The following is a 25,365-nucleotide window of genomic DNA, read 5'->3' on the forward strand; positions in this document are numbered from 1 at the left end:
CAGTTCACCGCGCCAGGGCCGAAAACCTTGCGCGATAGGCCGAGGGGCTGGTGCCGAGGCTCAGGCTGACATGATGCCGCAGATTGGCCGCGGTGCCGAAGCCGCTGGCGGCGGCCACCTCCTCGATGGGCAGCGGCGTCGTTTCCAGCAGGTCGCGCGCGCGGATCAGCCGGGCGGCGAGCAGCCAGGCGCCGGGGCTTTGGCCGGTCGTCTCGATGAAATGCCGGTGCAGGGACCGCAGGCTGAGCGCCGCTTCGGCGGCGAGACGGGAGATCGGCCAGTCTTCGTCCAGCCGGGCGAGAACGGCATCGAGCAGGGGCGCGATGCGGCTGCCGCTGTGGCGCTCGGCTGGCATCGGGGCCTCGACATATTGCGCCTGCCCGCCCTGGCGATGGGCGGGCAGCACCAGGCGCCTTGCCACCTGATTGGCTTTCGCCGGTCCCCAATCCCGCCGCACCAGATGCAGGCAAAGGTCCAGCCCGGCGGCGCTGCCGGCGGCCGTCAGCAAAGACCCTTCATCGACATAAAGCACGTCCGGCATGAAGCGGATCGTGGGATGCTTTGCCTGTAACGCGCCCGCATAGCGCCAATGGGTGGTGGCCCGCTTGCCGTCGAGCAGGCCGGTCGCGGCCAGCACGAAGGCGCCGGAACAGAGGGAGAGCAGGCGCGCGCCGCGCTGATGGGCTGCGACCAGGGCGTCGCAGAGCGCTGGCGGCACAGGTTCATCCACACCGCGCCAGCCGGGGATGATGATGGTGCCGGCCTGTTCCAGCAGGTCGAGCCCGCCATCGACGTTGAGCGATAGGCCGCCCATCGCCCGCAATGGCCCAGGCTCGATCCCCGCGATCGCGAAGCGGTACCAGTCCGCCCCGAATTCCGGGCGGGGCAGACCGAAAACCTCGACCGCGCAGCCGAATTCGAAGGTGCAGAGCCGGTCATAGGCCAGCACGACCGCAAATGTATTTGGCATGAATTCGATGGTCATAGGCAATTCTGCCAATCACGGCGTCTTTCCGCCAGTGGCAATCTAGGGGCCGAGAGAGAAGGAGATACCGCCATGAATGCCGTGACCGAAACCCCCGCTGCGTCGTCAGCCGAGGCCGCCCGCCATTTCGCAGGGCGGCTGGCGCTGGAGACCGATTGCGCCGATGTCGAGGCAGCACTGCGCAGTGGCGCGCCCGGATTCGTGCTGCTGGATGTGCGCGGGCCGCAGGCTTTCGCGAAGGCCCATGTGCCGGGAGCCGTGAATCTGCCGCATCGGGAAATGACGGCCGAGCGGATGGCCGCCTGGCCTGACGGCATTCTGTTCGTGGTCTATTGCGCCGGCCCGCATTGCAACGGGGCTGACCGGGCCGGCTTGCGGCTGGCGCAGCTGGACCGGCCTGTGAAGCTGATGCTGGGCGGCATGACCGGCTGGGTGGATGAGGGGTTTGCTTTTGGAGCGGGTTAGGAGGGGGTTGCTCTTCTTTCAATTTATACGGAAATTCCGTATATAGTATTATGGCAGATCGCTTCGATCCCGCGAAAAATAGCGTCAACCAAGCCAAGCACGGACTGCCGCTGAGTTTTGGCGATGAGATATTGAAGGACGAGAGCCATCTGATCCTGCCCTCGATTCGTCCGCAGGACGGGGAGGAGCGGTTCAAGGTGATTGGGCTGGTGGGGGATCGCCTGTTCACGGCGGTCTTTGTTCGGCGAGACGATGTGCTGAGATTTATCTCCGTCAGGAGGAGCAATAATGCAGAAGAACGAGCCTATCGCTTTGCCGGCTGACCCGAAGGATGCAGACGATTTCGACGTGAGCGTCGAAGCTATGGAGCGCGGCCAGCGCGCCCGGCTGATCCGCGTGACGCGAACAAAGCTGGGCCTGTCCCAGTCAGAATTCGCGGCGCGCTTCAAGGTGCCGGTCGGCACGCTGCGCGATTGGGAGCAGGCGCGCGTCACGGCGCCGGATTTCGCGATCGCTTATCTGCGCGTGATCGCCAGACACCCGGATATGGTGGCCGAGGTCTTGGCTGGAGAAGCAGCCTAGCGGCCGTCCCGCCCGCGCAATCCAGCCGCCCGAGCCTCTCCGCTTGCGGCAGGAACGGGGGTTCGCTATACGCCGCCCCTCGTTCGTCTGTGGTCCGGGCCTGAAATGGGCATGCCCGGCCGCGACGCCTGATCGACGCCGCAGATCGCGGTCCCTCGGCCAGGGTAATTTGAAGGAGACCAAAATGCCCAAGATGAAGACCAAGTCGTCGGTCAAGAAGCGGTTCAAGATCACCGCGACCGGCAAGGTTCTGGCTGGCCCCGGCAACAAGCGCCATGGCCTGATCAACCGCTCTCAGAAGATGAAGCGCACCAACCGCGGCTCCCAGACGCTGACCGAAATGGACGGCAAGACGGTGAAGCAGTGGGCCCCCTACGGGCTGGCGTGAGAGAGGGAATCAGATAAATGGCACGTGTTAAACGCGGCGTAACTACCCACGCCCGCCACAAGAAGGTCCTGGATCAGTCCAAGGGCTTCGTTGGCCGCTCCTCCACCAACTATCGCATCGCGCTTGAGCGCCTGGAGAAGTCTCTTCAGTACGCTTACCGCGATCGCCGGAACAAGAAGCGCGAATTCCGCGCGCTTTGGATCCAGCGTATCAACGCTGCCGTCCGTGAACAGGGCATGACCTACAGCCAGTTCATCTTCGGTCTGAAGCAGGCGAATATCGAGCTGGACCGCAAGGTTCTGGCCGCGATTGCCTTCGACGACGCCGTGAGCTTCGCTGGCATCGTCAGCCAGGTTAAGGCCGTCCTCGAAGCGGCCCCCGCCGCCGCCGCTGCTTGATCGCAAACGCCCCCTGGCGGGGCGTCGTGTGACCCAAGTGACTTGAATGAGAGGGCTGCCGCAGCAAACGGCAGCCCTTTTCTTTTTTTCGGAGCCTTCCATGTCCGACGATCTCCTCGTCCTGCAAGCGGAAGCCGAGGCAGCCATTGCCCAGGCGTCCGACCCCCGCGCGCTTGATGCGGTGCGCGTCGCCTTTATGGGCAAGCAGGGGCGGATCACCGGCCTGCTGCGCAGCCTGGGTCAGGTCGCGGCTGAGGATCGCAAGGCGCGGGGTGCCGCCGTCAATGCGCTGCGCGACAGGCTGGACGGCGTGCTGTCCGCGCGCCAGGGCGTGATCGACCAGGCGGCGCTCGCGGCCCGGCTGACGGCCGAGCGCATGGACGTGACGCTGCCGCCGGCGCCCGACGCGCGGGGCAGCATCCACCCGATCAGCCGGACGATGGAAGAGATGGCGGCGATCTTCGGCGCCATGGGTTTCACGGTCGCCGAGGGGCCCGAGGTCGAGGCCGATTGGTATAATTTCGGGGCGCTGAACATCCCGGCGCACCACTCCGCGCGCAGCGACATGGATACCTTCTATCTGCCGGGCGACCATGAGGGTTACCCGCTGGTGATGCGCACGCATACCAGTTCGGTGCAGATCATCTCCATGCTGTCCGAGCCGCCGCCGCTGCGGCTGATTGTGCCGGGCCGCACCTATCGCGCCGATCACGACGCGACGCATAGCCCGATGTTTCATCAATGCGAGGGGCTGGTGATCGATCGCGGTATCACGCTGGCCCATCTCAAAGGCTGCCTGACGGATTTCCTGCGCAGCTTCTTCGGCATTTCCAACCTGCCGGTGCGCTTCCGCGCCAGCTACTTCCCCTTCACCGAGCCCTCGATGGAAGTCGATATCGGCTGGAACCGCCGCACCGGCGAATTGGGCGGCGGCGGCGATTGGCTAGAAATTCTGGGCAGCGGCATGGTGCATCCGAAAGTGCTGGCCAATTGCGGTATCGACCCGCGCGAGTGGCAGGGCTTTGCCTTCGGCATGGGCATCGAGCGCGTGACGATGCTGAAGCACGGCATTTCCGATCTTCGTCTCTTCTACGAAAGCGATATCCGCTGGCTGAAGCATTACGGGGCCTCGCCCTTCCAGCCGGCCACGCTGCACGAGGGAGTGTGAGGTTATGACCACGACCCTGTCTCCCAATAAAGCCGTCATCCGCACACTCGTTGCACGGACCTACCCGTTCGGGCGCCCCGACGCCGTTCGGGCGCCGCAGCGGGTAGATGCGCGTGACGAGCACGCGCACGACAGTAAAAAATGCGCGCGCGGCGAATCTGGCGGGGAGCGATAAGACCATGAAATTCACCCTGTCCTGGCTGCGCGAGCATCTGGATACCGATGCGTCCTTGGAGACCATCACCGACAAGCTGACCGGCATCGGGCTGGAGCTTGAGGGGATCGAAAACCCCGGTGCGGCGCTGGCGCCCTTCCGGATCGGCCATATTATCGAAGCCGTGCAGCACCCGAACGCCGACCGTCTGCGCGCCTGCGTGGTGGATGCGGGTGAGGGGCCGGTCTCGGTCGTCTGCGGTGCGCCGAATGCCCGCACCGGCATCAAGGTTGTGTTCGCACCGGTCGGTGCCACCATCCCCACATCAGGGCTGGTGCTGAAGGCCGGTGAAATTCGCGGCGTCGCCTCCAACGGCATGCTGTGCTCGGCCCGCGAACTCGGCCTCGGCGACGATCATGACGGCATCATCGAACTGCCCGAGGATGCGCCGGTCGGCGCGCGTTTCGTGGATTACAAAGGTCTCGACGAGCCGGTGATCGAAATCGCCGTCACGCCCAATCGCGGGGACGCGCTGTCCGTGCGCGGTGTCGCGCGCGATCTGGCCGCCGCCGGTATCGGCGTGCTCAAGACCTGGGTGCCGGATGCCATGCCGTCCAACGGTCCGAGCGCGATCACGTGGAAGATCGAGGGAACGGAAGCCTGTTCCTGGGTTCTGGGCCGCACCGTGCGCGGCGTGAAGAACGGGCCGAGCCCGGCCTGGCTGCAGGATCGTCTGCGCGCCATCGGCCTGCGCCCGATCAGCGCGCTGGTCGATATCACCAATTTCTTCACGATCGACCTCGGCCGTCCGTTGCATGTTTTCGATGTAGCCAAGGTCAAAGGCAATCTGCTGACGCTGCGCAGCGGCGCGGGCGAGAGCTTCCTGGCCCTCAACGGCAAGGAAGTGACCGTCACCGCCGAGGACTGCGTCATTGCCGATGCCGAAGGCGTCGTCTCGCTCGCCGGTATCGTCGGCGGGGAAGCCAGCGGCTGCACCGAAACCACGACCGACGTCTTCATCGAATGCGCCTATTTCGATCCGATTGCCGTCGCCCTCTCCGGCCGCCGCCATCAGGTCGCGAGCGATGCGCGCGCGCGCTTCGAGCGCGGTATCGACCCGGCGCTGATGCCCTCCGCGCTTGAGGCCGCAACCCAGATGGTGATCGAACTCTGCGGTGGCGAGGCGTCCGAGCCTGTCGCGGCCGGTGCTGAACCCGCATGGCGGCGCACGGCGAAACTGCGCTTCGACCGTCTGAAAAACTTCGCGGGCGCCGATATTGCCCGCGATGAAGCTGAGGGGATTCTCCGCCGCCTCGGTTTCGGTCTGGCCTCGGGCGATGATGACAGCATCACTGTGCATGTTCCGTCCTGGCGCAATGACATCGCCGGCAAGGGCGTTTTGGAGCCCGCGCGGGTGCTGAGCGCCGATGTGCTGGCGCGGGTTTCGGCCGGTGTGCTTGAGATCGAACCTGAGGTCGATCTGGTCGAGGAAGTGCTGCGCATCTGGGGGATCGACCGGGTGGAACCCGTCTCCCTGCCGCCGCTGGGCGCGGTGCCGGCGGCGTCCTTCACGCCGCGCCAGGGCCGTGCGCTGGCGATCAAGCGCCTGTTCGCCAGCCGTGGTCTGAACGAGGCCGTGACCTTCAGCTTCGCCGATCACAAGGTTGCGGCATTGTTCGGCGAGGCGCCGGAAAGCCTGCGGCTCGTCAATCCAATTGCCTCCGATTTGGATCAGCTGCGCGCAACGCCGCTGATCACTCTGTCGCTCGCGGCCCAGCGTAACGCGGCGCGGGGTTTCGGCGATCATGGCCTGTTCGAAGTCGGACCCGCCTTCCATGAGGGCGTGCGAGGCGGGCAGCAGGTGGTGGCCGCCGGGCTGCGTCTGGGGGAGACGCCGCGCCATTGGCTGGAACCCGCGCGGGGTGTGACGGCCATGGACGCCAAGGCCGATGTCTGGGCGGCGCTGACCGCGCTGAGCCTGCCGCTGGAAGCGCTCAGCGTCACGACAGACGCGCCGGGCTATTACCATCCCGGTCGTTCCGGCGTCGTGCGCCAGGGGCCGAAAGTGGTGCTGGCACGCTTCGGCGCGCTGCATCCGACCCTGATCCGCGCGCTTGATCTGCCGCAGCATGCTGTCGCCTTCGAGATCTTCCTGGATGCGATCCCCGAACCCAAGCGCCGCAAGAAGGCAGCGCCCGAGCTCTCCGCCTTCCAGCCGGTGCGGCGCGACTTTGCCTTCGTCGCGGCGAGCGACACAGCCGCCGAGACCGTGTTGCGCGCGGCCCGTGGGTCGGTGCGCGATCTGGTCACCGGTGTCACGCTGTTCGACGTCTATGAGGGCGAGAAGATGGAGCCCGGCCGCAAGTCCTTGGGTGTGGAAGTCGTCTTCCAGCCAAAGGACCGCAGCCTGACGGATGCCGAGATCGAAGAGGCCTCGGCCAAGGTTATCGCGGCCGTGACCAAAGCGACTGGCGCCACGCTGCGCTAAACGCTGGGGCGGTAGACCTTCACAAATGACCGGCGGTCACTTATGGTGACCGTCAGTCATGATTGTGAGGCGGCGATGAATTCGGACAAAATCAATCCGGGAAAACTGGCGCTGATTACCGGCGCCTCCAGCGGTCTGGGTATTGCGCTCGCCGAAGATCTGGCGCGGCGCGGCTATGACCTTATCCTGACCGCGCGGTCTGCGGCGCCGATGCAGGCGCTGGCCGCGCGCCTGCGACAAAGTCACTCTATTGCTGTGACGGTGGAGACGGCTGACCTCTCCCAGCCCGGCAGCGTGCAGTCTCTGGCGACGAGGCTGAACGGGCAGGGGCTTCAGCCGACGATGCTGATCGCCAATGCCGCCTTCGGTCTGAATGCGGCTTTCGTCACCCATGACGCAGACCGGCTGAACGCTATGCTGCACCTCAATATCGTCTCCCTCGCCGAACTCGCGCATCTCTATGGCGGGCGCATGAAGGCGGCGGGGGCAGGACATATCATGTTCGTCGCCAGTATCGCTGCCTTCCAGGCGACGCCGCTGCTGGGCGCCTATGGCGCGTCCAAGGCCTTCGTCCTGTCGCTAGGGGAATCCCTGCATGTGGAACTGGCGCCGACGGTGGGCGTGACGGTCCTTTGCCCCGGCTACATGGAGACGGGCTTCGGCGCGGTCGCGGGGTTCGAGCCGGACGGCATGGCGCGACGGACGGCGCTGCCGGCTGGCAAGGTCGCGACGATCGGGGTGGATGCCATGCTGCGGGGCCAGCCGGTGGTCGTCGCGGGCGCGGCCAATAAGGCTCTGGTCGGGCTCGCGCGTCATATTCCGCGGATGACGGCGGCGCGGATCGCCTATCGCGCCAGCGGCGGGGCTGCGCACAAGGCATGACGCGCCGCGCCTATGACATCGCCGCCAAGGAACAGCGGCGGCAGACGATTCTAGAGACGGCGGCGACCCTGTTCGAGACGATGGGCGGCGGCTTGCCCTCCGTCGCGCAGATCGCGGAAGCGGCCGGGCTCGGCAAGGGGACGATCTATATCTACTACCGCACCAAGGAGGAGATTTTCGCGGCCCTTTTGCTGGAATCCTGGACGCCGGTCCTGGCGCTTCTGAACCAGGAGATGGTGCGGCCGAACCAGACCCTGGCGCAGCGGGTGGAGGGGTTCGTGACCCGCTTCGTGAGGTATGTCGATGCACATCCCGCCTTGCTACGCCTTGATGGTCTGAGCAAGGAGGTGCTGGAGCGGAACATGACCCGCGACGCGCTGATCGCCCATAAGCAGGCGTTTTTGGAACGTTTGGACGCGGCCAGCCGCGACCTTGAAACAGCGCTTGGCCTGCCGTCAGGGCGGGGCTTTCAGCTTCTCACCCGTTGCCACGCGCTGACGCGGGGCCTGTGGCAATCCTTCGGCGATCCGATCGCCGATTGCGCGACGGATGGGCGGCCGAACCCCGTCTTCGCCAAGGAGCTATACGAGGCGCTGCTGGAATATTGGCGCGGCGCTCTGTGGGTTTAGATCTGGCAGTTTAGAGTCCGTCAGGTTTAGGTGGAAACGCCACCAAATCTGTCGTGCGCGGGCCTAGCCGGCCGCACCCCGACCCGCGCATCTACCCGGCGGAGCAAGCGATCGGCCGGCTGGCGCCGCGGCGGGTAGGTCCGGGGCGCGTAGCCCGCGCAACAAGTGCGCGGATGACAAATTATCTATTAAAACCTGACAGGCTCTAGAATGGACGTCTGACGGTGCGCGGTTGCGGTACTTGCCGCGCATGCTGTCGGGCGCGGTCATGCCGAGCGCGCGATCCCAGCATGTTATGCACGGCGACCCAGCATAGAATGCCCAAACCGGCGGGAATGCCGAAAAAGGCAATCACGCCGTACCAGTTTCCCCCAAGCCAGCTCATGTCCTGTGTCCTTCCAAAACGGGCAAAAGCAACCGGGGCAGGTATCGACAGCAAAGCGAGCGACGTCTTTTTATTGTGACGAGTGTGAACCGTTTTCCGGGGCAGGGGAAGCAAATTGCCCGTGAAGCGGCGGCTTCACCGCTTCGGTCGCGGCAATGTCGAAAGCTTGGCCGGCCAGTCGCGGCCGGCCGCAACCCGACCCGCGCATCGACACTGCGTGAAGGCAAGCGGCCGTCCGGGCGCCGCGCCGGGTAGGTCCGCGCAACGCGTGCGCGGATGACCAACTATTTATTGAAACCTACCAGGCTTAGATGCCGGCGAGATAGGTCATCTTGCCGATTTCGACGCCCTGCTGCCGCAGCAGGCCATAGGCCGTGGTGACATGGAAAAAGAAATTCGGGATGGCGAATTGCGTCAGATAATCCCCGCCGGTCTTGAAGACATGCGGTTCGCCCCTTGTGGGAATGGTGACGCTACGACCCTCGCTGGCATTGATTTGCTCCGGGGTGAAGCCCTCCACATAGGCGATCACTTTGGCGATGCGACCTTTAAGCTCGTCAAAATTGGTCTCGGTGTCGGGATGGCTCGGGGGCGTTTCGCCGCTGAGGCGGGCGGCGGTCGCCTTCGCAGCATCCGCTGCGCTTTGCACCTGGCGCGCCAGATTGAACATGTCGGGCGCCAGCCGCGCTTCGATCATCGTCGCCGGGTCGATACCTTTCTCAGCCGCATGGGCGGCGGCCTTGTCCAGGATGCTGGACAGATTGTGCAGCATGCGGACCATCATGGGGATGGACGCGTCGTAGATTGAGAATGCCAAGAGACCTGCTCCGTTACGAGCGGCTGGTTTAGTCTCAAACGCCGCTGCCGGAAAGCGCGGCCCAGGCTGCAACGCGGCCGACGAAAAGGGGGAAAGATGCGCGACCTCGCTGCTAGGACAGCCTTCGTCACGGGCCCTATAGGCTTCGGCCCTGCTTGATCGCGCGCTGAAGGGTGGATTGGCTCTATCCGGCCATCCTGGCCGCCGCCGTGACGGCCGCTTCCTCCCCCACCCGGCGGAGGCGCAATTTCTCGGCGTCCAGCGTCAGCACGGCCTGCGCACGGCTGGCGGCCTGTTCGGCCTGATGACGCGCTGCCGCCTGGAAATCCGCATCGCCGATGCGGCCGAGGGCATTCAACCCCTTCTGCAAGCGCAATTGCACTTCGATCATGCCGGCGCCGTCACGGCCGATTGCCATGAAGGCGTCCTCGAACAAATCGGCTGTCGCCAGCGGCGGCACATGCACGCGGGGATGTTTGATCGCCTCATCCGCCGTCTCGTCCGGGTTCTTGGACCAAAGCGTCATCAGCCGTACCAGGCGGCCGATGACGTCGATCGCGGTTCCCGGATCATTGACGGCGGGCGACAAAGCGCGGGAGGCGACTTCGCTGAGCACGACAAGGCCAAAGCGCGGATCCTGGTCGAAGCTCCGCTCATGACCGATGGAGAAAGCCTGGGTGATGCTATGGATATGGCCCGCGACCGCGTCGCCTGGCTGATGCGCATTGACCCAGGCGAGAACCGTGTCCGCGTAGATGAAGGCGCCGGGATTGGCGCGGACATAGATCTCCGCGTCCAGCGCTTCCGCCGCATGCGACAGAGCCAGCATGTCGATATGCAGGAGATAGCCGAGGTCATCGGTGCAGATGGCGATGGCGCCTTCCGGCACCGCGCGCTCGGGGGCCGCCAATCTCTGGCCGCCGAGATAGGGATTGTCGAGACGCGCCTGCAATGCCGCCCGCGCGGCCTTCTCCACCCGGCTCGTCGTCTCCCCGACCCGGCCGAGCCCGGTCAGATGGTCGATCCAGCGCAGCAGCGAGACGACGACCAGGATGATGACGCCGATGGTGACGATGAACAGGATGGCGCGACCGCGATCTCCGTAAGCCCCCGTCTGCAGGACGATGATGCCGACGATGCTGAACAGGAAGGAACCCATGAAGGCCGAGAGCGCGTTCTGCGTGACGCTATCCTCCATCACCAGCTTGGTCGCGCGCGGGGAGACATTGCTGGTGGCCGAGCCATAGGCCGAGGTCACGACGCTGAGGGAAAAGGTCGTCACCGACAGCATGCTGGACGCCATGATGTTGAGGATCGTGCCGACGGAGCTTGCGCCGATATTGGGCAGGTTAAAGGGCACGAAGCGCTGTGCGACGGCGCCAAGGATCGCCGCCAGAACGCCGAGCACACCCAGCAGTGTCGCGCGTAGCCAAAGCCGCCGCAGCATGATGGTCAATATCCAGAGCCAGCGGGGCATCGTCTCTCCTTCATCGCTGCCGTCCGTTTCTCACTGGCACGGATCGCGCAGTCGCGCGAAGGGCGCTCCTCTAGGCGGCCGGGCGGCTGCAATCTATGCTGCCATTTCCTGTCCCGAGGTGAGTGCCTATGCCGAGCGCGCTGAAAGTTGCGGTCCAGATGGACCCCATCGAGTCCGTCAATATCAATGCCGATTCGACCTTCGCGCTGATGCTGGAGGCCGAGCGTCGCGGCCATCAGCTTTGGCATTACGAGGTGCGGCATATGGCCCAGCGCGGCACCCGCATCTCGGCCCGCGCCCATCGCGTCGCGGTGCGCCGCACGCCCGGCGACCACTTCACCTTCGGGCCGAGGGAAGACCTCGATCTTTCGACCATGGACGTGATCCTGATGCGCCAGGACCCGCCCTTCGACATGGCCTATATCACGGCCACCCATATGCTGGAGCATATCCACCCCAAGACCCTGGTGGTGAATGACCCGGCGGCCGTGCGCAATGCGCCCGAGAAACTGCTGGTGACGCATTTCCCGGACTTGATGCCGCCGACGCTGATCACCTGGGACCGCACGGCGATCGCCGAATTCCGCACGGAATTCAAGGACATCATCATCAAGCCGCTGTTCGGCAATGGCGGTATCGGCGTCTTCCGCGTGCGTGAGGATGACGAGAATTTCGGCTCCATCCTCGACAGCCATTTCGTCCGCACGACCGAGCCGTTGATGATCCAGCGCTACGAGCCGGCGGTGCGTCAGGGCGATAAGCGCATCATCCTGGTCGACGGCCAGCCGGCGGGCGCCGTCAATCGCGTGCCGGCGGCCGGTGACGCGCGGTCGAATATGCATGTCGGCGGGCGCCCCGAGAAGTCGGTGCTGACGGTGCGCGAGCAGGAGATCTGCGCGCGGATCGGGCCTTATCTGAAGGAAAACGGCCTGATCTTCGTCGGGATCGACGTCATCGGCGACTATCTGACCGAGATCAACGTGACATCCCCCACCGGATTGCAGGAAATCGCCCGCTTCGACGGCGTCAAGATCGAAGAGACGATCTGGGACCGGATCGAGGCGCGGCTTTAACCGGCCCTGACCAGACCATGGCCGAAACGCCGGGCCGGGCTGGCCGCACGGTAGAGTTGGACGGGGTTTGGCCCGCATGGCCGCGGGTGGCGGGGGCGGTGCGCGTGGTGCTGCGCGTGCTGGCTATCCTGATCTGGACCGTCATCTGCGGCCTGCCGCAGGCGGTGCTGATCTTTCTGCCGGGCCCCGGCAAGGTTCGGGTGCCGCTGCTCTATTGGCGCGGCTGCTGCTGGTGCATGGGAATGACGGTGCGGGTGACGGGCGCGCCGATGGTGCATGACATGCCGGTCGTCTTCGTCGGCAATCATACTTCCTGGCTTGATATCCCGGTGCTTGGCGCGGCTTTGCCGGCCTGTTTCATCGCCAAGGGCGAGGTCGGGAAATGGCCCGTCATCTCCATCATCTCCCGCCTCGGCCGCACGATTTTCGTCAGCCGCAAGGTGGCCGGCGCCGCGCGGGAGAATGCCGATATTCGCGGCCGGCTGACGCAGGGCGACAGCCTGATCCTGTTCCCGGAAGGGACCACGTCGGACGGTGCGCGCGTTATGCCATTCCGCTCGGCCTTTCTGGCGGTCGCGGAATCCGAGGTGCCGCATCGGCTGCAGCCCTTTACGCTGGTCTATGACCGGTTGGATTTCCTGCCGGTGCGGCGGGCCGACCGGTCGCTGTTCGCGTGGTTCGGCGACATGGAGTTGGCGAGCCATTTCAACCAGATCGCCCGTCACCGCGGCCTGCGGGCGACGATCGTGCTGCATCCGCCGATCGACCCCAAAAGCGGGCTGAGCCGGAAGCGGCTGGCGCAGCAGACCTGGCATCAAGTGGCAGTGAGTGCGGCGGAAATCCGCCGCAACAGGGATTAGCAGCCCTCCCTATCCCGCCATGTTTGCCGTCGATACCTCACGTCTGACCATGCTTCAGGCCGGCAAAAAGGAGTGACGATGGCAGACGCATCCGGCGCAAGCAGCTTGGCACCGCACGAGGAAACGCTGCGCCAGGTTTTTGACCAAAGCATCGCGATCGGTCCTGCCTGGATACCGGGCTATGTCTGGAGCACGATCATTCTCGTGCTTGCCGGATTGCTGGGCCTGGTGCTGCATCGGATCACGCTGAGGCTGTTCAAACGCTTTCGGGCGCCGCGCAAGGTCCGCACCTTTTTCGAAGTCTTCATCGAACACACGACCGGGCCAAGCCAGGTCGCCTATGTGCTGTTCTTCATCGGCGCGGCGCTGCCGTCTCTCAGCTTTTCAACGCGGACGACGCTGACGATCGCGCATTTCCTGTTGATCGGGTTCGTGCTTCTCGTCGGATGGACCTCAATCCGGGCGCTTGAGATCTTCGCCTCGCTTTACCTCGGTCGTTTCAAGACCGATGTGGACGATAATCTTCTGGCGCGAAAACACCTGACGCAGGTGCGCATTCTGAAACGCGCCGGCGATATCCTCATCGGTGTCGTGACTGTCGGCATCGCGCTGATGACTTTCGATCAGGTGCGGCAATATGGCATCAGCCTGTTCGCTTCTGCCGGCGCGGCGAGCTTGGTGCTGGGTCTTGCCGCGCGCCCGCTGCTGACCAACCTCATCGCCGGCGTGCAGATTGCCATAACCCAGCCGATCCGCCTGGAAGATGCGGTGATCGTCGAAGGCGAATGGGGATGGATCGAGGAGATTACCAGCACCTATGTCGTCGTTCGCCTGTGGGACTGGCGGCGCATGGTGCTGCCGATTTCCTATTTCCTGGAAAAGCCCTTTCAGAACTGGACGCGGGAATCATCGGCGCTCATCGGCTCTGTCTATCTCTATGTGGATTATTCCGTGCCTGTTCAAGCCGTTCGCGATAAGCTGGCGGAAGTCGCGGCGGACAGCGCGCTCTGCGATGGGCGGGTCGTCAATCTTCAAGTCAGCGACGCGAAAGAACACGTGATTGAGCTGCGGGCCTTGGTCAGCGCGCGCAATGCGCCGCAGACCTGGGATTTGCGATGCGAAGTGCGAGAGAAACTGATCGCCTTTTTGCAGGCTGATTATCCGGGTGCGCTTCCGCATATGCGTGTGCAGTTGGATCGTGACGCAAGTCATGTTGCAGTGCAGCAAAAGTAATTAACGGACCATGCTGCAGTGCAGCAAATTGTGCGATGCCGCAAAAGCTAAGTGGTCACAATACCTTAGCAATTATTTGTGAGAGCAACCCCATTCGCCCGCATAGGTATATTGTCCGCGCAGAGATTGGGAGGCTTCTTGACTGGGTCTAGAGCCTAAAGTTCGTATCTTTGAGGGATGGGAATCGTAGCATGAGTGTAGCGACATCCCCCGCAATGGCGGCGAAAGCCGGCGGCGGGGATCATAGTTTCTTTACGGCCGGCATGGCCGCTTTGGCCGGTTTGATGTTCGGCCTCGACATCGGCGTTATTTCCGGCGCTCTCGACTTCATCGGCAAGGCCTTCGGCGCCGATGACAGCGCCAAGGAATGGATCGTCAGCAGCATGATGTTCGGCGCCGCCGTCGGCGCGCTTGCTGCCGGCGTTTTGTCCTTCCGCCTCGGCCGTAAGGTTTCGCTGATCCTGGGTGCGATCCTTTTCGTCATCGGCTCGCTGTTCTGCGCCGCCGCCTGGTCGGTCGAAAGCCTGATCATCGCCCGCGTCGTGCTGGGCCTGGCCATCGGCATCGCGACCTTTACCGCGCCGCTGTATATTTCCGAGATCGCGCCGCCGGAGAAGCGCGGCTCCATGATCTCGACCTATCAGCTGATGATCACCATCGGCATTCTGGCCGCCTTCGTCTCGGATACGCTGTTCAGCTATTCCGGTGCCTGGCGCTGGATGCTGGGTATCGTCGCCGTTCCCGGTGCGCTGTTCCTGATCGGCGTGACGCGCCTGCCGAACAGCCCGCGCTGGCTGCTGATGCGCGGTAAGAACCGTGAAGCGCGCGAAGTGCTGAACCAGCTGCGCGGCAGCCAGGCCGTCGTCGATGCCGAATACCGCGACATCGAGGAGCAGCTGCGCCGCCCGCAGGCCGGTTGGTCGCTGTTCCAGCAGAACCCCAACTTCCGCCGCTCGGTCTTCCTCGGCGTCGTGCTGCAGGTCGTGCAGCAGTTCACCGGCATGAACGTCGTCATGTATTACGCGCCGCGCATCTTCCAGGCGGCCGGCTTCCAGGGCCATATGGCGCTGTGGGGCACGGCGATCGTCGGTCTGGTGAACGTGCTCGCGACTTTCATCGCCATCGGCTTCGTCGATCGCTGGGGCCGCCGTCCGGTGCTGCTGACCGGCTTCGTCGTCATGTTCGTCGGCATGGGCGTGCTCGGCTATATGCTGCATATCGGCACGACCACGCTGCCGGCGCAGATCTTCGCCGTCGTCATGCTGCTGATCTTCATCACCGGCTTCGCGATGTCGGCTGGTCCGCTGATCTGGGTGCTCTGCTCCGAAGTGCAGCCGACCAAGGGCCGCGACTTCGGCATCGCCGCGTCCACGCTCACCAACTGGGTTGCCAACTTCATCGTCGGCATCACCTTCCTGACCATGCTCAACAGCTTCGGCTCGGGCCTGACCTTCGGTATTTATGCCGCGCTCAACCTGCTCTTCTTCTTCTTCACGATCTTCTTCGTGCCGGAGACCAAGGGCGTGACGCTGGAGCATATCGAAGCCAACCTGATGGCCGGCAAGCCGCTGCGGAATATCGGCGCATAAGCAGCACCGCTTAAACCAAGACGCCAGGCCGGCGGCGCAAAGCCGGCCTACGAAAATCCTGTTGCCTTGGGAGGGCCGGCTCAGAAAAACTGGGCCGGCTCTTTTTCTTGGGCGGTCGCCGTCAAGGTGATGTCATGCCCGGAATATAGGAATCGGAAATACAGGCCCGGCAATGCGCTTCGAATTCGGATAGCAGCCTGGTCTTGCGCATCGTCGCAAGCACGGCCGTGCCCATGACCATCGGCTGGTGGTCCCCCGTCAGTCGCAGACGCAGGAGCCGCCGCCCGTCGAGTGCCAGGTCCGAGCGCGGCCGGACATTGGCCAGCGTATAGCCATAGCCGTTGGCGACCATGGTTCGCACCACGTCCTGCTGCGCCGACCGGGACTGGATGCGCGGCACCAACCCGCGTTTCGTGAACAAGGACAGGAAGTAATCGCGGCTGATCGGCAGATCGAGCAGGATCAGCGGTAGATCGGCCAGTTGCTCCAGCGTGACGGTCGATTGCTCTGCCAAAGGATGCATCGCGCCGACCATGACGTAGGGCGGCAAACGCGTGAGCGGCGTGAACGTCACCCCGTCCGGAATCTGCAGATCGTAGGTGACGGCTATATCGATCTCGGCCCGCAGCAGAGCGTCCAGCAACCATTCCAATCCAGCCTCGATCTGCTGGATTTCGGTCTTTGGGAAGGCCGATAGAAAGGTCTGGGCAAGCTCGGGCATGATCATGGGGGCCATGGTGACCATGCAACCGACCGCGAGTTTGCCCGCTACCTGCCCTGCCGCTTCAGACGCGACGGCATAGAGCGCTTCCGCCTGCGTCAGCAGGTGTTTCGCTTCGACGAAAAGACGCTGTCCGACAGCCGTCAGGGACAGACCCTGCGCATGATGGCGGATGAACAGCTGCACGCCGAATTCCCGTTCGAGCGTGCTGATGGCAGCCGAGATCGACGGCTGCGAAATGCCGATTTTCTCGGCGCCGAGGGTGATGGACCCGGTTTCGGCCGCCGCCGCGAAATACTGCAATTGCCGGAGCGTGTATCGCATGTCGTCTGGCTTTCTCCGCTGGCCGCCATCCGCCATATCACGCCCCGGCCAAGCCAGCCTGCGTCAGTCGTCCGGCAGGACGGCGGTGGCGTCGATTTCGACCAGCCAGGTCGGGCGGGCGAGGGCGACCACCACAAGCCCGGTGCAGACCGGATGCACACCGCGAATATACTCGCCCATGGTGCGATAGACCGGCTCGCGGTGACGGATATCCGTCAGATAGACGACGAGCTTGCAGACATGCTCCATCCCGCCGCCGGCTTCCTGCATGAGTTGGCGGATATTCTGCATGACCTTGTGGGTCTGCGCGACTGGATCGCCGATGCCGACATCCTCCGCCGTATCGAGATCCTGCGGGCATTGGCCGCGCAAAAACACCGTGGCACCGCGCGCCACGACGGCCTGGGCCAGATCGTTGTCGAGCTTCTGCTCCGGATAGGTCTTGGCCGTGTTGAACGGACGGATGCGCTTATGAATCATGATTTGTCCTTTCAAGCCGTCTGCGGCGCCGCGTCGTTACCGGCGCGGTCCGCAATATGCTGCGCCAGATAGGCCGCGTCATTCCATACGCCCCAGATGAAGGAGGAGGAGCGATGGGACAGCCAGGGCAGACCAAGCACATAGAGGCCGGGAATGGCGGAGACGCCGCGCTTATGGATCGGCCGACCGGTTTCCGTGGCAAAACCCTCGACCTGCGCCCAGCTGAAATCCAGCGCATAGCCCGTGGCCCAGATGATCGTTGTGATACCCGCATCCGTCAGCGACATCGCCCGAACAGGATCGGTGACGCAGTCGGGATCGGGACCGATCTGACGCGCCTCCGGTTCCTCCGGCAGATCCAGCCCCTCCCGCTGCGCATAGGCGTCAGCCTCGTTCAGGACAGAGAGATAGTCGGCATCGCCGCGCGCGATATTCTGCGCGAGATCGTCCGCGAAATGCATCACGCCCTGCGCGAAATGCTGGGCGCGACCGACCAAGGTCATGCCGCGCTCGGCCAGGCGCCGGAAGTCTATCGTCTGCCCGCCATAGGCGCCGCTGACCGCGATGGTGACATGTTCCATGCCCGGCGTCGGCGTCTCGGCGCTCCATTTGCCGAGCGCGCCCAGCCACCAGCAGAAATCGCGGCCCCGATAGCCGCGCGGCGGCCGGTTATGCGGCCCGACGGAGAGATAGACGCGCCGGCCGGAGCGCTGCAGTTCATCCGCGATCTGCGTGCCGGATGACCCCGCCCCGATGACGAGTACGGCGCCCGCGGGCAATTGGTCCGGGTTGCGATAGCGGCTGGAATGCATCTGCAGAACCGGCACATCGGCCGGCACCAGGCCAGGGATGAGCGGCCGCTGGAAAGGGCCGGTCGCCGCGACGACGTTTCTGGCCGCGATGGTGCCCGCCGAGGTTTCGACCGTGAAACCTGGGCCGTCGGCCTTCCTGTGCAGGGAAGTGACGGCGACATCGTCGCGGATCGGGGCTTTGATGGCCTGGGCATAGGCGACGAAGTAATCGACGATCGCCTGTCGCGGCGCGAAGGCGTCCGGATCGATGTCAGGGAAGGTCATGCCCGGAAAGCGGTCATGCCAGGCCGGGCCATTGGCGACCAGCGAATCCCACCGTTCCGACCGCCAGCGCTCCGCGATCCGGTGACGTTCGAGAACCAGATGGGAGAGGCCCTGCTTGCTCAGATGCTCGCTCATCGCAATGCCGGCCTGGCCGGCCCCGATGACGAGTGTGTCCACAGTCTCGACGGACATGAGCTTGTCCCTTTGGGATGGCTTGGGGTTCAAGGCGCGATGATCGCGAGGTTTGTCCCATAGCGCGGAAGCTCATCAAAGTATTAGTTTTTGTCGTTCTGCTTCGGTTTTTCTGAGGCAGGGCGCGGGGCGCCTTTTGCCTGGGCGGGTTTTGCCCGCTCCATCGGGTAGGTCCGCGCAACGAGTGCGCGGATGACTATCTAAACGGCCGACTTTTGCGTCGGCCGCGCCGGCGTTGCTACGTCAACCGTTGCCGGTGGCGGCATAGGCCGCCATGTGACCCAGCCAGAGCACCGGGCCCTGTGGCAGGCCGGTGGGTGAGCCGCCCTTCTGTTCCAGGCTGACCATGATCTCCATCGGTGCCTTGACGGTATTGGGCAGCGTGATGGTGCGGCCGTCAGCCGTGATCAGGCCCAGCGGCCTGGGCACTTTCTCGCCGTCCGGCAGGCCCCAGAGTTCGAGATCCTTGCCGCTGGCGACGGCGATATGCTGCAGCGGCTTGAACTGGACGGAATTATCCGGCCCGGCCGAGGCCAGCCATGTCGGCGCGCCACCATTCGGCGCCACCAGCACGGCGGCGGCCAACGGCACGTTCGGGGCAGGGGTCTGCAAGGCCGAATTGCGCACCACCACGACGATCGCCAGGGCAGCGGCCAAACCGAAGCCCAGCGCGGTCGTCGTCCGCCAGAAATCGAGACGGCGCAGCAGTCTGGCACGCGTATGTACGGCCGCGCGCGGTGCGACAGCCGGCGCTTGATCCGCCAAGGGCGAAATGCCGCAGCTGGCGGCGACGCGCGGCCAAAGACCGGCAGGCGGCGCCAGTGGCGACACCATGGCGGCCAGCGGGCTCAGCCGGTTTTCCCATTCGGTGATGGCGTCATTCAGCACGCTGTCCTCATCGGCGCGGCGCTGAACCGCCTCCCGCTCGGCGCCGTCCAGGACGCCCAGCACATATTCGGCGGCGAGGAGATTGCGATCGTCGTCCTGAAAACCGCTCATGTCTCAAGGCACCGCTTGAGGCTGGCCAGCGAGCGTCTGATCCAGGACTTGATGGTGCCGAGCGGCGTGCCGGTTTTTTCCGAGATGTCGTTATGGGTCAGGCCATCCGTGAAAGCCTGAACCAGAAGCAAACGCCGGTCGGGCTCCAACTCCCCCAGACAGCGATGCAGGGCAGCGCCCTCATCGCTGCTGACAAGCCGGGCCAGCGCGTCGGGGCTGTCGTCTTCCTGCTCCGGCGGCTCATAGCCCGGCTGTTCCCGCACGCGGCGCCGCGTGATGTCGAGCGCGCGGTAGCGGACGATGCTGGTGAGCCAGGCGCCGGCGGCGCCACGGGCAGGGTCGAAACGCACGGCCTGATTCCAGACCTGCACGAAGGCGTCATGCGTGGCGTCCGCGGCCAAGGCCGGGTCACGCGTGATGCGCATCGCCAGACCATGCAACCGAGAAGATTGGGCATCGTACAGGGCGCGAAACGCCGTCCGATCGCCGGTGGCGCAACGCAGCAGCAGCGCCGTCAGCATATCATCGCCCCGGTCAGCCGTTTCGCTAATCTGGGTCGACAGAGGATGCCACTCCCGCACAGGCCGCGCTTGATGCGCGTATTGCCAGGGGCGACTATTGCCAGTCCGGCTGCTGGACGCAAGCCGGCTGCGCGCGTCGAGGGCGAGTAAGGCCATAGGCCGGGACATCCTTCGCGTATTCTTCCAGGCCGAAGCGGGCCTTCCCTTGTGTTACGAAGGGAGCAGCGTGCCGGATGCCGCGAGGTTCTGTATCTTCGGAATATCGCAATGCTGTGCGAGATGGTCTGCAAGTGCATCCAAAACCGCCTCAACCGACGAGGCATGGGCGCGGTCTGAGGGCGGGGCACCGAAACGCGTCAGCCAGGCCGATCGCTGCCGGTCATCGGCGAAAAAGCCGTGGACGTAGCTGCCGATCACACGTGCGTCATCGGAGATGGCGCCGTCGCTGCGACCGTCTGTGAACGTCAAAACGGGATGCGCGGTCGCGGGACCGGTGGTGACACCCATATGCATCTCGTAGCCGGATAGCGGCAGACCATCTGCGACCGTGTGGCCGGCGATGCTACGCAGCTGCTTCGGGCCTTGCAGCACCGTCTCGACATCAAGCAGGCCGAGACCGGGAACCAGTGCCGGCGGCCCTTCGATCCCGTCCGGGTCAGCGATCGTCCGGCCCAGCATCTGATAGCCGCCGCAGAGACCCAGAACATGGCCGCCGCGCCGGGCATGGGCCAGGATATCACTGTCCCAGCCATAGGCGCGCAGGGCCGCGAGATCGCGGATCGTGGTCTTGGAGCCTGGCAGGATGACGAGGGCGATATCGGGCGGCAGGGGCGCGCCGTCCCGCAGCATGAGCAGCGTGACTTCGGGTTCTGCCGCCAGCGGATCGAGATCATCAAAATTGGCGATGCCGGGCAGGACGGGCACGGCGATGCGCAGCTTGCCGCCTGTGGGGGTGAGGCTGGCGCGGCTGCCGAGGTCGGCCGCGTCTTCCGCCGGCAGGCGATGCGCGGCCGTGAAATGCGGGACGAGGCCGAGCGGCGCCCAGCCGGTGCGATCGGCGATGAAGCGCATGCCGTCGTCGAACAGGCTAAGGTCGCCGCGCATACGGTTGACGATGAAACCGCGGATGAGTGCGCGGTCATCCTCGTCCAACACGCTGTGCGTGCCGACAAGACTGCCGATGACACCGCCACGATCGATATCGCCGACCAGAATGACCGGCAAGCCGGTGGCGCGGGCGAAGCCCATATTGGCGATGTCATGGGCGCGGAGATTGACCTCCGACGCGCTGCCCGCCCCTTCGACCAGAACGATATCGGCCTCGGCGCGGAGTTTTGCGAAACTGTCCAAAACATAAGGCAGAAGCTGCGGCTTCAGCGCCTGATAGTCCCGCGCGCGGGCCTGACCCCAGACGCGGCCCTGGACGATGATCTGCGAACCGGTCTCGCTCTGCGGCTTAAGCAGGATCGGGTTCATATGGACCGAAGGCGGCACCCGGCAGGCGAGCGCCTGCAGCGCCTGGGCACGCCCGATCTCGCCGCCATCCGCCGTCACGGCCGCGTTGTTCGACATATTCTGCGGTTTGAAGGGCCGCACGCGGAACCCCTGGCGCGTCAGCAGACGGCAGAGGCCGGCGACCAGCGTGGATTTGCCCACGCTCGACCCCGTGCCCTGGATCATGAGGGCAGCGGTCATTGAAACCACAACCATAAAAACATCGTCATGCGCGGGCTTGACCCGCGCACCTACCCGTCGCGGCACCCAGACGGCGTGAGGGCGCCGCCGCGGGTAGGTCCCCGGGACAAGCCCGGGGATGACGGAGGAAGGAGGCGCGGGCGACCAAGGGGAGGGGCGAGGATGACGGTGTCTTTACCCTCACGCGCCGAAGCGGCCATTCTTCGGGAAGCCCACGGGCGGCTGACGGCCGGTCTGCGCGCGACCGCCGAGCCAATCCTTGAGATTGGTCTCGGTCCGCGTGCGCTCGCCCGATTTCCAGGCGAGGCCGTCCGCCAGCTTGAAGATGCGGACATCGGCGACCCCGCCGTCCTTATATTTCTGCAGCTGCACGCCAAGGCCCTTGGTCATTTCCGGAACCTCAGCGAGCGGGAAGACCAGCATCTTGCGGTTTTCGCCGACGATGGCGAGGTGATCGCCGCCACCCACCGGTATGGCGAGCGCCAGTTCCTCGCCCGGTTTCACGGTCAAAACCTGCTTGCCGGCCTTGCGCTCGGACAGAAGGTCGTCGGCGCCGACAATGAAGCCACGGCCGGGGGTGGAGACCAGCAGGAAGCGGTTGCCGGCATTATGCGCGAACAGGGTGACAACCTCATCCTCATTGCCGAATTCGGCGAGCAGGCGGATGGGCTGGCCGTCGCCACGGCCACGCGGAATCTCATTCGCCCGCAGCGTATAGGCGCGGCCGTTGGTGGCGAGCAGACAAAGCTTGTCGGTCGTATCGCAGGGCAGCATCAGCCGCAGTTCGTCGCCTTCCTTGAAGCGCAGTTCGGCATCCGGCGCGACCGAGCCCTTCATGGCCCTGATCCAGCCCTTCTGCGACAGGATGACGGTGATCTGCTCCTTTTCGACCAGCGCCGCGTCGTCGATGGTGATGGCGGCGGGCGCATTGCCGATCAGGCTGCGGCGCGCGCCGAGCACGCCCTGTCCGTAGGTCGAGCGGATCTTTTCGAGTTCGGACACGATGCGGTTCCAGCGCAGCTTCTCGTCACCGAGCAGCGTGCGAAGGTCCTTTCCTTCCTTGGCGAGATTTTTGTGCTCTTTGCGGATCTCGATCTCTTCCAGCCGGCGGAGGGAGCGGAGGCGCATATTGAGGATGGATTCGGCCTGCAGGTCGGTCAGCGTGAAGGTCTTCATCAGGCTGGGCTTGGGTTCGTCCTCCTCCCGGATGATGCGGATGACCTCATCGAGATTGAGATAGACCGCCAGATAGCCGTCGAGGATTTCCAAACGCCGCTCGATCGCGGCCAGACGATGCTGCGAGCGGCGGACCAGGACTTCATGCCGGTGATCCAGCCAAGCGCGCAGCACGTCGCGCAGCGACATCACGCGCGGCGTGCGCGTGCCGTCCAGCACATTCATATTGAGCGGAAAGCGGGTTTCCAGCGCCGAAATGCGGAACAGGCTTTCCATCAGCATCGCGGGCTCGACCGTGCGGACCTTGGGCTCCAGCACGACCCGCACGACGTCGGTGCTTTCGTCGCGGATATCGGCCAGCAGCGGCAGCTTTTTGTCTTCCATCAGCTGGGCGATCTGCTCGATCAGCCGGGATTTCTGCACCTGATAGGGGATTTCGGTGACGACGATGGTCCAGGTGCCATGCTTGCCCTGCTCCACCGCCCAGCGGGCGCGAATGCGGAAGCCGCCGCGACCCGTCTCATAGGCTTGCAAAAGGGCGGCCTTTTCCTCGACGATCTCACCGCCCGTCGGGAAATCGGGACCCGGCATGAAGGTCAGCAGATCGGCGGTGGAGGCGTCCGGCTTCTGGATCAGCAGGATGGCGGCCGCACAGACCTCGGCCGCGTTGTGCGGCGGGATGGAGGTTGCCATACCGACCGCGATGCCGGCCGCGCCATTGGCGAGAAGATTGGGGAAATTGCCGGGCAGGACCAGCGGTTCCTGCTCCTCGCCGTCATAAGTCGCGCGGAAATCGACCGCATTTTGGTCGATGCCTTCCAGCAGCGCCTGGGCGACTTCCGTCAGCCGCGCTTCCGTGTAGCGCATGGCCGCCGCGTTATCGCCGTCGATATTGCCGAAATTGCCCTGGCCTTCGATCAGCGGGTAGCGGACCGAGAAATCCTGCGCCAGACGGACCATCGCCTCATAGATCGAGGCATCGCCATGCGGATGGAACTTACCCATGACGTCGCCGACGACGCGGGCGCATTTCTTGAAGCCCGAGGTCGGGTCCAGCCTGAGCTGATGCATGGCGTAGATCAGCCGGCGGTGGACGGGTTTCAGACCGTCCCGCACATCCGGCAGGCTGCGGGACATGATGGTCGACAGCGCATAGGCGAGGTAGCGGTCGCTCAGCGCGTCGGCGAGCGGCGTATTCTCGATATGGCCAGCGAAGTCGTCAGGCATGGAAGTCTCCGGGCAGGGACGAAATTTGTCCCCGGGCGCGAACGATACAAGAACAAAATCCGGCTGTCAGCCCGCAGACCGGTTTGCGTCTGCGGTATCCGCCAAAGTCTCGATCATCTGATAGAGATGACGGCGGGCTTCGGGAAGCGGCTGATGATGATGGCCGAAGGCATCCCGCTCCAGAAAATGTCCGGTCAGCCGCAGCGCATCCCGCCATTCCGCCGGTTCCTCGCCTGCCATATTGGCGCCGGGGCGCAGGAATGCGGGCAGCGGCAGCAATTTACCCGCCCAGGCGCCGGCGGCCTCCACTGTTACCGCGCGGCCGGTGCGAGGCGAGACGAAGGCGAGACCCTGGGTTGCGCCCGTCACCGCGCAGGATGAGAGATCGAGCCCATAGCCGAGATCGGTGAGAAGGGTGAGTTCGAACCGCGCCAGATCGGCCGGCGAGGCGAGCTGTGCCGCGATACGCGGCAATAGGTTGAGGAGAGCGGAAAAGCTGGCCGCGTGGGGTTCGCGCTCCGGCAGCGCGCCGGCAGCGGTCGCACAGGCGGCGCGCAGCAAAGCGAGCGAGAGGGCGTCATCCATGGCACCGGGTGCCATGGCCTGCACCATCTCCCCCGACAGATGGCCGAGCTGTTCGGGCAGGCGCCCAACCCAGCGCAGCGCCACCAGATTGCCGCTCTGCCAGAGGGCGACCTGCCGGCGCGAGGCGCCGCCGCGCACCAGGCCCTTATGCAGACCCTGCCCGGCGGTAAAACTCGACACGATGAGATCGGCCTCGCCATAGGCGCGCACGTTCAGGACAATGCCGGGTTCTTCCCATTCCGCCATGTCAGCGCGCCCAGATGCTCCGCCCTAGAGATGTTCCCGCAGGCGCGGCATCAGCTCGACCAGATTGCAGGGGCGCTGGCGGATATCGAGCTGGGTCGAGAGAATGCCCTCCCACCCGTCTTTCACCGCGCCGGGGCTGCCGGGCAGCGCGAAGAGGTAAGTTCCGTTGGCAACCCCGCCGATCGCGCGGGATTGCATGGTGGAGGAGCCGATCTTCGCATAGCTCAGCATGCGGAACAGCTCGCCGAAGCCGACGATCTCCTTCTCCAGCACGCGCATGAAGGCTTCCGGGGTGACGTCGCGGCCGGTGATGCCGGTGCCCCCGGTGGAAATCACGACATCCACATGCGGGTCAGCGATCCAGGCGCGCAACAAGGCCTCGATAGCGTCCGCATCGTCGCGCACCAGCCGGCGGTCGATGAGATTATGGCCTGCGGTCTTGACGCAATCGGCCAGCACATCGCCGGAACGATCCTCCGCCAGGCTCCGCGTATCGGAGACGGTCAGGGTGGCGATATTGACCGGCAGGAAAGGGCGAGAAAGATCCATG

26 protein-coding genes are annotated in these 25,365 nt (G+C 64.7%); 13 read left to right on the forward strand and 13 right to left on the reverse strand.

From position 1 onward, the window contains the following. Positions 1-4: 4 nt before the first annotated feature. Entirely contained in the window at positions 5-970 is a 966-nt protein-coding gene (gene ftrA, locus ACELLULO517_RS23970) for a transcriptional regulator FtrA (RefSeq protein ID WP_227309971.1), read from the reverse strand. A gap of 87 nt (positions 971-1,057) precedes the next feature. Here ftrA and ACELLULO517_RS23975 point away from each other — a divergent pair, with 87 nt between their 5' ends. The 9 genes from ACELLULO517_RS23975 to ACELLULO517_RS24015 all read left to right on the forward strand — a co-directional run bounded on the left by ACELLULO517_RS23975 (position 1,058) and on the right by ACELLULO517_RS24015 (position 8,139). Beyond that, positions 1,058-1,450: a rhodanese-like domain-containing protein gene (locus ACELLULO517_RS23975; protein WP_227309972.1), complete on the forward strand. Its 393-nt coding sequence runs from the start codon at positions 1,058-1,060 to the stop codon at positions 1,448-1,450. A gap of 50 nt (positions 1,451-1,500) precedes the next feature. Further along, complete coding sequence (locus ACELLULO517_RS23980) at positions 1,501-1,773, forward strand: BrnT family toxin (protein ID WP_227309973.1); 273 nt, start codon at positions 1,501-1,503, stop codon at positions 1,771-1,773. Beyond that, entirely contained in the window at positions 1,739-2,032 is a 294-nt protein-coding gene (locus ACELLULO517_RS23985; RefSeq protein ID WP_227309974.1) for a helix-turn-helix domain-containing protein, read from the forward strand. The genes ACELLULO517_RS23980 and ACELLULO517_RS23985 overlap by 35 nt, the downstream gene beginning before the upstream one ends. Positions 2,033-2,216: 184 nt before the next feature. Beyond that, positions 2,217-2,420, forward strand: coding sequence for a 50S ribosomal protein L35 (gene rpmI / locus ACELLULO517_RS23990; RefSeq protein ID WP_114729229.1), 204 nt, complete (start codon positions 2,217-2,219; stop codon positions 2,418-2,420). A 17-nt stretch (positions 2,421-2,437) separates the two neighbouring features. After that, entirely contained in the window at positions 2,438-2,818 is a 381-nt protein-coding gene (rplT, locus tag ACELLULO517_RS23995; RefSeq protein WP_227309975.1) for a 50S ribosomal protein L20, read from the forward strand. 100 nt (positions 2,819-2,918) lie between these two features. Then, positions 2,919-3,986, forward strand: a complete 1,068-nt coding sequence (pheS, locus tag ACELLULO517_RS24000; RefSeq protein ID WP_227309976.1) for a phenylalanine--tRNA ligase subunit alpha — start codon at positions 2,919-2,921, stop codon at positions 3,984-3,986. A 179-nt stretch (positions 3,987-4,165) separates the two neighbouring features. Continuing rightward, the gene (gene pheT / locus ACELLULO517_RS24005) at positions 4,166-6,628 is read left to right on the forward strand and encodes a phenylalanine--tRNA ligase subunit beta (protein ID WP_227309977.1); all 2,463 of its coding nucleotides are present in this window, start codon (positions 4,166-4,168) and stop codon (positions 6,626-6,628) included. 75 nt (positions 6,629-6,703) lie between these two features. After that, positions 6,704-7,510, forward strand: a complete 807-nt coding sequence (locus ACELLULO517_RS24010; RefSeq protein WP_227309978.1) for an SDR family NAD(P)-dependent oxidoreductase — start codon at positions 6,704-6,706, stop codon at positions 7,508-7,510. Next, positions 7,507-8,139, forward strand: coding sequence for a TetR/AcrR family transcriptional regulator (locus ACELLULO517_RS24015; protein ID WP_227309979.1), 633 nt, complete (start codon positions 7,507-7,509; stop codon positions 8,137-8,139). The genes ACELLULO517_RS24010 and ACELLULO517_RS24015 overlap by 4 nt, the downstream gene beginning before the upstream one ends. Before the next feature lie 205 nt (positions 8,140-8,344). On the opposite strand, the gene ACELLULO517_RS24020 is transcribed toward ACELLULO517_RS24015, so the two are convergent. From ACELLULO517_RS24020 to ACELLULO517_RS24030, 3 genes are all read right to left on the reverse strand, one after another. Further along, positions 8,345-8,524, reverse strand: coding sequence for a hypothetical protein (locus ACELLULO517_RS24020; RefSeq protein ID WP_227309980.1), 180 nt, complete (start codon positions 8,522-8,524; stop codon positions 8,345-8,347). A 307-nt stretch (positions 8,525-8,831) separates the two neighbouring features. After that, the gene (locus tag ACELLULO517_RS24025; RefSeq protein WP_227309981.1) at positions 8,832-9,341 is read right to left on the reverse strand and encodes a DUF1993 domain-containing protein; all 510 of its coding nucleotides are present in this window, start codon (positions 9,339-9,341) and stop codon (positions 8,832-8,834) included. Between the two features lie 184 nt (positions 9,342-9,525). After that, positions 9,526-10,818 (reverse strand): DUF2254 domain-containing protein, encoded by a 1,293-nt coding sequence (locus ACELLULO517_RS24030; RefSeq protein ID WP_227309982.1) that lies wholly within the window; start codon positions 10,816-10,818, stop codon positions 9,526-9,528. Positions 10,819-10,946: 128 nt separating this feature from the next. Here ACELLULO517_RS24030 and gshB point away from each other — a divergent pair, with 128 nt between their 5' ends. From gshB to ACELLULO517_RS24050, 4 genes are all read left to right on the forward strand, one after another. Continuing rightward, positions 10,947-11,891: a glutathione synthase gene (gene gshB, locus ACELLULO517_RS24035; RefSeq protein WP_227309983.1), complete on the forward strand. Its 945-nt coding sequence runs from the start codon at positions 10,947-10,949 to the stop codon at positions 11,889-11,891. A gap of 17 nt (positions 11,892-11,908) precedes the next feature. Then, positions 11,909-12,751 carry a lysophospholipid acyltransferase family protein gene (locus tag ACELLULO517_RS24040; protein WP_227309984.1) on the forward strand — a complete coding sequence of 281 codons (843 nt, stop codon included), beginning with the start codon at positions 11,909-11,911 and terminating at the stop codon, positions 12,749-12,751. 78 nt (positions 12,752-12,829) lie between these two features. Then, positions 12,830-13,984: a mechanosensitive ion channel family protein gene (locus ACELLULO517_RS24045; protein ID WP_227309985.1), complete on the forward strand. Its 1,155-nt coding sequence runs from the start codon at positions 12,830-12,832 to the stop codon at positions 13,982-13,984. Positions 13,985-14,199: 215 nt separating this feature from the next. After that, positions 14,200-15,573, forward strand: a complete 1,374-nt coding sequence (locus tag ACELLULO517_RS24050) for a sugar porter family MFS transporter (protein ID WP_227310012.1) — start codon at positions 14,200-14,202, stop codon at positions 15,571-15,573. 121 nt (positions 15,574-15,694) lie between these two features. On the opposite strand, the gene ACELLULO517_RS24055 is transcribed toward ACELLULO517_RS24050, so the two are convergent. The 9 genes from ACELLULO517_RS24055 to moaB all read right to left on the reverse strand — a co-directional run bounded on the left by ACELLULO517_RS24055 (position 15,695) and on the right by moaB (position 25,364). Then, positions 15,695-16,618: a LysR family transcriptional regulator gene (locus ACELLULO517_RS24055; protein WP_227309986.1), complete on the reverse strand. Its 924-nt coding sequence runs from the start codon at positions 16,616-16,618 to the stop codon at positions 15,695-15,697. A 63-nt stretch (positions 16,619-16,681) separates the two neighbouring features. Beyond that, a complete protein-coding gene (locus ACELLULO517_RS24060; RefSeq protein ID WP_227309987.1) occupies positions 16,682-17,098 on the reverse strand; it encodes a RidA family protein in 417 nt (138 codons plus the stop codon). A gap of 11 nt (positions 17,099-17,109) precedes the next feature. Further along, entirely contained in the window at positions 17,110-18,366 is a 1,257-nt protein-coding gene (locus ACELLULO517_RS24065) for a flavin-containing monooxygenase (protein WP_227309988.1), read from the reverse strand. A gap of 243 nt (positions 18,367-18,609) precedes the next feature. Beyond that, positions 18,610-19,365, reverse strand: coding sequence for an anti-sigma factor (locus ACELLULO517_RS24070; RefSeq protein WP_227309989.1), 756 nt, complete (start codon positions 19,363-19,365; stop codon positions 18,610-18,612). Beyond that, a complete protein-coding gene (locus ACELLULO517_RS24075) occupies positions 19,362-20,042 on the reverse strand; it encodes a sigma-70 family RNA polymerase sigma factor (RefSeq protein ID WP_227309990.1) in 681 nt (226 codons plus the stop codon). The genes ACELLULO517_RS24070 and ACELLULO517_RS24075 overlap by 4 nt, the downstream gene beginning before the upstream one ends. Before the next feature lie 54 nt (positions 20,043-20,096). Beyond that, a complete protein-coding gene (locus ACELLULO517_RS24080) occupies positions 20,097-21,581 on the reverse strand; it encodes a cobyric acid synthase (protein WP_227309991.1) in 1,485 nt (494 codons plus the stop codon). A 180-nt stretch (positions 21,582-21,761) separates the two neighbouring features. After that, positions 21,762-23,984, reverse strand: a complete 2,223-nt coding sequence (gene parC, locus ACELLULO517_RS24085; protein ID WP_227309992.1) for a DNA topoisomerase IV subunit A — start codon at positions 23,982-23,984, stop codon at positions 21,762-21,764. A 66-nt stretch (positions 23,985-24,050) separates the two neighbouring features. Continuing rightward, on the reverse strand, positions 24,051-24,815 hold the full coding sequence (gene recO / locus ACELLULO517_RS24090; protein ID WP_227309993.1) for a DNA repair protein RecO: 765 nt from the start codon (positions 24,813-24,815) through the stop codon (positions 24,051-24,053). 24 nt (positions 24,816-24,839) lie between these two features. Then, positions 24,840-25,364, reverse strand: coding sequence for a molybdenum cofactor biosynthesis protein B (gene moaB, locus ACELLULO517_RS24095; RefSeq protein WP_406566291.1), 525 nt, complete (start codon positions 25,362-25,364; stop codon positions 24,840-24,842). Position 25,365 lies beyond the last annotated feature (1 nt).

It is taken from the genome of Acidisoma cellulosilyticum (genome assembly GCF_020621385.1).
Taxonomy (GTDB): domain Bacteria; phylum Pseudomonadota; class Alphaproteobacteria; order Acetobacterales; family Acetobacteraceae; genus Acidisoma; species Acidisoma cellulosilyticum.